Source organism: Paraburkholderia sp., assembly GCF_035656215.1.
Classification (GTDB): domain Bacteria; phylum Pseudomonadota; class Gammaproteobacteria; order Burkholderiales; family Burkholderiaceae; genus Paraburkholderia.
The window spans coordinates 1-5048 of sequence record NZ_DASRSY010000457.1; the positions used below are offsets into that span (position 1 = coordinate 1).

The 5048-nt window shown below is 61.4% G+C and carries 5 protein-coding genes; 2 read left to right on the forward strand and 3 right to left on the reverse strand.

Annotation, left to right across the window (positions count from 1 at the left end):
- Positions 1–660, reverse strand: a 660-nt coding sequence (locus tag VFE81_RS26805) for an ABC transporter substrate-binding protein (protein ID WP_325047475.1), incomplete at its 3' end; no start/stop codon positions are given.
- 550 nt (positions 661–1210) lie between these two features.
- Here VFE81_RS26805 and VFE81_RS26810 point away from each other — a divergent pair.
- The gene (locus VFE81_RS26810) at positions 1211–2104 is read left to right on the forward strand and encodes a LysR substrate-binding domain-containing protein (RefSeq protein WP_325047476.1); all 894 of its coding nucleotides are present in this window, start codon (positions 1211–1213) and stop codon (positions 2102–2104) included.
- Between the two features lie 48 nt (positions 2105–2152).
- On the opposite strand, the gene VFE81_RS26815 is transcribed toward VFE81_RS26810, so the two are convergent.
- Both VFE81_RS26815 and VFE81_RS26820 read right to left on the reverse strand, forming a co-directional pair.
- Positions 2153–3235, reverse strand: coding sequence for an ionic transporter y4hA (locus VFE81_RS26815; RefSeq protein WP_325047477.1), 1083 nt, complete (start codon positions 3233–3235; stop codon positions 2153–2155).
- A gap of 434 nt (positions 3236–3669) precedes the next feature.
- On the reverse strand, positions 3670–4035 hold the full coding sequence (locus VFE81_RS26820) for a BON domain-containing protein (protein WP_325047478.1): 366 nt from the start codon (positions 4033–4035) through the stop codon (positions 3670–3672).
- Positions 4036–4418: 383 nt separating this feature from the next.
- On the opposite strand from VFE81_RS26820, the gene VFE81_RS26825 reads away from it, so the two are divergent.
- On the forward strand, positions 4419–5048 hold a 630-nt coding region (locus VFE81_RS26825), incomplete at its 3' end, for a DNA-3-methyladenine glycosylase (RefSeq protein ID WP_325047479.1).

The following is a 5048-nucleotide window of genomic DNA, read 5'->3' on the forward strand; positions in this document are numbered from 1 at the left end:
CATCACGTGGTCTTTCAACTGCATCAGCTTCTTGAAACCCGGTTCGATGTTCTGTTGCGAGCCGCCGTTCATCTTCGCGGCGATGATCGCGAGGTCCACGGCTTCGGCCCATTCGGGCGGCGGCAGGAACAGACGTCCGGCGTACTTCGGGTCCCACAATGCTTCGTACGTGGTCGGTGCGGTCTTGACCGTCGACGTGTTGTAGATCAACCCGTCCGACCACAGCAGATAACCGACGCCGAAGCCGTTCGCGCCGGTGCGGTATTGCGGCGCGACGTCCTTGAGATTAGGCAGCTTGTCGAGATCGGGCTTCATCAGCAGACCCGCGTCACCGAGGCCCGCCGCGCCGACGCCGGCCAGCGTGATGACGTCGTAAGTGGGGCGATCGCCCGCGGCCTTGACCTTGGCGACCATGCCGGAGGTGCCGTCGGCGCGATCGGCGATGACCTTCGCACCGGTCTTCGCCATGAACGTGGCGGCGATGTTGCGCAAGGCTGCTGCGCCTGTGTCGTCCGACCAGGTCAGCAAGCGTAGCGTCTTGCCGGAGAAGTTGTGCTCCTGTGCGCGCAGATTGATGAACGGCATCGGCAAGGTGGATGCCGCGAGTGCTGCGCCGATCGTCTTGATGGCCTGCCTTCTACCCCGTTTGATCTCTTGCATGGCGGTCTCCCTGTGTTGAACGCCTGTTGCCTGGTGATATTCGCTCTGACCGCTGCCGCTGCATCGCCCATGTGCGCTGCCTGTGTAACCCAACCGCACGCGATACCGGATGCGTTGCGTGTGGATGCACTCTAGGTTTGCCAAAATCCCCCAACAAACGAAATATGCGCATGGAGCGCATGACGGAACCTCATGGGCCGGCTGTTGCGCGATGCTAGCGAAGGCTTTGCTGCGATCCGTTGGAACGCCGGGACAGTGGCGTATCGGGGTTAACGTCCATGATTTTTTTGCACTGAAGAGTGTGGGGGAGGTATGAGGAAAGCTCGGTTCTGGTGCGGTGTCCGACAGGATTTGCCCTAAGTCTGTGCAAACGACGGCACCCAGGCGGGAATAAATGGCTAGGCCATGAGTGAAATGCATGCGCGTTTGCCCGCGCGCAACGCGTGCAGGACATTCTGATCGCGTATCCTGTGGGCTCAATGGGTATGACGGCACGTAACGCCGCCTACCCGAGCAATGACTTTTTCTGATCCCGGACTGGACTACCCCGATGCGACGTCTCCCGCCGCTCAACGCGCTGCAGATTTTCGAAACCGTCGCGCGGCATCGCAGCTTCACGCGCGCCGCTGATCACCTATGCCTGACGCAAGGCGCAGTGAGCCGGCAAATCATCGCGCTCGAGGATTACTACAAGTTTCCGCTCTTCAAACGCCATGCAAAAGGTCTGACGCTCACCGCCGAAGGCGAATTACTGCTGCCTGCCGTGAAGGAAAGCTTCGCGCGTATCGAAGAGATATCGCTGCGCCTCACGCGTCAACGCACTGATCTCGCACTGAAAGTGCCGACTTGCGTAATGCGCTGGATGTTGCCGAAGATCATGCGCTTCCAGGCCGAGTACCCCGACCTGCACGTTCAGATCACCACGACCTGGCAGCACGACGTCGACTTCCAGCTCGAGCCGTTCGATGCGGCGATCATCTACGGCTCGTCACCGGGGGCGGACGTGCAGGCGGTGCCCTTGTTCGAGGAGCGTCTGACGCCGGTGTGCGCGCCCGATTTGCTGAAAGACAAACCGCTGGACGAGGTCGCGGATCTGGTGCGCCACACGCTGCTGCATCCGACACGTGATCATCGCGACTGGAAGATGTGGCTCGCCAAGGTCGCCGAAGTGGATGCGCCGAATACACAAGGTATCGACGCCGAGCATGGCCCGAGCTTCGACACGCTCGACATGGCGACCAACGCTGCGTTGCAGGGCTTCGGCGTCGCCATCAGCGACCTTGCCTTGATCGACGAAGATGTCGCGGCCAAGCGTCTCGTGCGGCCGTTCGATACGGTGCTTAAGACCGGCTGGCGCTATTACTTTGTGTATCCGGATTCAGTCGCGCATCAACAGAAGCTGAATCTGTTTCGCGACTGGATCGCGGAGCATTGGGAAGAGTAAGAAGAAGGAGTCCGTTGTTCCGGTAAAGCGCGGGCCCCGCGCTTATCTTCAGGGCGCGAAGGACAGAAACAGATACGCCGCGAACAATGACAGATGCACGGCGCCTTGCAGAATTGTCGTGCGTCCGCTGCTGAGCGTCAGGGTGCCGACAACCAGCGTGAGCATCAGCAGCACGGTTTCCTTGCCGTCGATACCCAGTATGAGCGGCTGACCGGTCCATAAAAACACCGCGGCGACCGTTGGAATGGTCAGCCCGATACTGGCCAGCGCCGAGCCGAGCGCGAGATTCAGGCTGTTCTGCAAGCGATCGGCGCGCGCCGCACGCACAGCAGCGAGTCCTTCGGGTAACAGCACCAGCGCGGCAATGATGATGCCGACCACCGCCGGCGGCGCGCCTGCGTTCTTCACCGCCGTTTCGACCACCGGTGAGAGCACCTTTGCCAGCAACACGACGGCAACCAGGCACACCACAAGCAGGCCGCCGCTTGCCAGCGCGACGCCGATACTCGGCGGGGCAGCATGAACGTCCTCGTCGGGGACGCCGGCAAGAAAGTAATCGCGATGCCGCACGGTCTGGACGAACACGAACACGCCATACAACACCAGCGACGACACCCCCGCGAACGCCAGTTGCGACGACGACAAAAGCGGGCCGGCACTGGTCGTCGTGTAATTCGGCATGACCAGCGTCAACACGGACAACGACGCGAGCACCGCCAGCGCCGCTGCAGCGCCACGACTCTGAAAATCCTGCTCGCGATGCCGGATGCCACCCACTAACAGGCAAATGCCCACGATGCCGTTACAGACGATCATCACCGCGGCGAATACAGTGTCGCGCGCGAGGCCGGCCTTCTCGGGACCGGACGTCAACATCACCGAAACGATTAGCGCGACCTCGATCACCGTCACGGCCACCGCCAGCACCAGCGTGCCGAACGGCTCGCCGACCCGATGCGCGACCACTTCCGCATGGTGCACCGCTGTAAACACGGCTGCGCACAGTGCTACGCCGATTAGCGCGAGCAGCAGTCCGTTGCCCGGCAGGACATATGCCACACCCAGCACGATCCAGGCGACGAAGGGCGCGGCAATGGTCCAGCGTGGCAAAACGGTCGCGGGCGTGGTCATTCAGGGCTTCCTTTCGGTGCTTGTTCTGTTTGCTTGGGATTGGCGCGACACGGGCAGACGGGCGCCAGTGAAACCTGAGCGCGAGCGTGAATGCTAATCCATCCTGTCAACAACGCGTTCTAACACATTAAATTATAAAGGATAATTTGCAACGACCGAGGTTTTATCAGTCCGCGGGACAGCGGGTGTCGACGCAGTGGCGAAGGCGGTAAAGGCAACCGGCGGCTGCTCTGCGTTTGAAGGAGTGAGCTTCGCGGGATTGCGCGTAAAACGCGGTGCAGTTGCGATGGTTGAAACACCATCGGTGGTACGGCACTCCCGGGCTAACAAATCACGGGAAAGAAATGGGAAAGAAACCGGATGTTTCGGTCCGGACGCGCCGCCTGCTGACGAAGCGTTGCGCCCGGATGTAGCGCTACGACTGACTGACGCGTTTACTGTCCGACCGGACGGATCGTCAGGGCATTCTTGACGGATGTCACGCCCGCCACGCCTTGCGCGGTCTGGGTTGCCAGGTCGACTTGCGTTTGCTCCGGCACCGTGCCGGCCAGCGTCACTGCGCCGCTACGCGAGCGTACGGTGATGTTGGCCACGCTCAGGCCTTTTGTCTTCGACAGCGCGGTGCGCACTTTGCGTCCCAATGCACGGTCGGCTTTCTTGACCGACTTGGCGCCAGGTGCCGACGAGGCTGCCGTCGGCGCAGCCGGAGCTGCGGCATCGCTGCTTTGGGCGTATGCATTGACGGACGCCAGAACGATCAGCGCGCCGCCGACCATCTTGATTGCCTGGAATGCTTTCATTCAACTCTCTCCTATTGTCATGAATACGACGGCCCCGGACGGGGTCGGTGTACTACACCAGCGGGTACTTCGGGATCAAATCTGAATGGAACACTGCTGCGGGTGGTGCAACTTCTTTCAGTCTGTAAGATGATGGGGCGGACCTAAAGACCATACCGGCAAAGGCTGTCCTGCAGGCCGGAAACACACGATACTCCAATTAGTGCCATGGTGAATGCGACCCTGCCCGGAAATGAGGTTCAGGTACAACGAATGGGCCGAGGAATGCAGGCCGATGGTGCTCTATCGCTTGCTGCGGTGCGGGCGGCATGCCTGTTCATGCGTCTGCGGCGCATCCCTTGAGCCCTGCGCTTTTGCGACGCTTCACAACCCGTCCGGACCGCATGCCGACCCAGTCGCTGCCCATCCTCCCATTGCTTCGTGACGAATTGCCGCTCGATACGGTCGCGCTGGCGCGCTTCATGGTCGGCAAATACCTGGTGCACGACCTCCCCGAAGGCCGCATCAGCGGCCGGATTGTCGAAACCGAGGCCTATCCGCTCGGCGATTCGACCAGCCACGCGTTTTTGGGTCGCCGCCCATATAACGGCGCGATGTTTCTCGCTCCTGGCTATGCCTACGTCCGGCTCACGTACGGGCTTTCGTACATGCTCAACATGTCCGCGGAAGCGGAGGGAATCGGCGCAGGCATTCTACTTCGCGCGATCGAGCCACTGGAAGGTTTGCCCCTGATGGAGACGCGGCGTCCTGGCGTGCCGCTGCGCGACCTTGCACGCGGTCCGGGCCGGCTCACCATGGCCTTAGGCATTGGTCAGTCGTTCGACGGCCGGGATCTTTGCACCGGACGCGATCTGTGGATCGGCGCGATAGAGACGGGGGAGGCGCCGATAGGCGTGACGACGCGCATTGGCTTGTCGCGCGAGATGCATCAGCCGCTACGATTTTTTGAACCGGGCAGCGCGTTCGTCAGCGGGCCGCGGAAATTGCTGCTCCCGCCGCATACCGACGCTTTG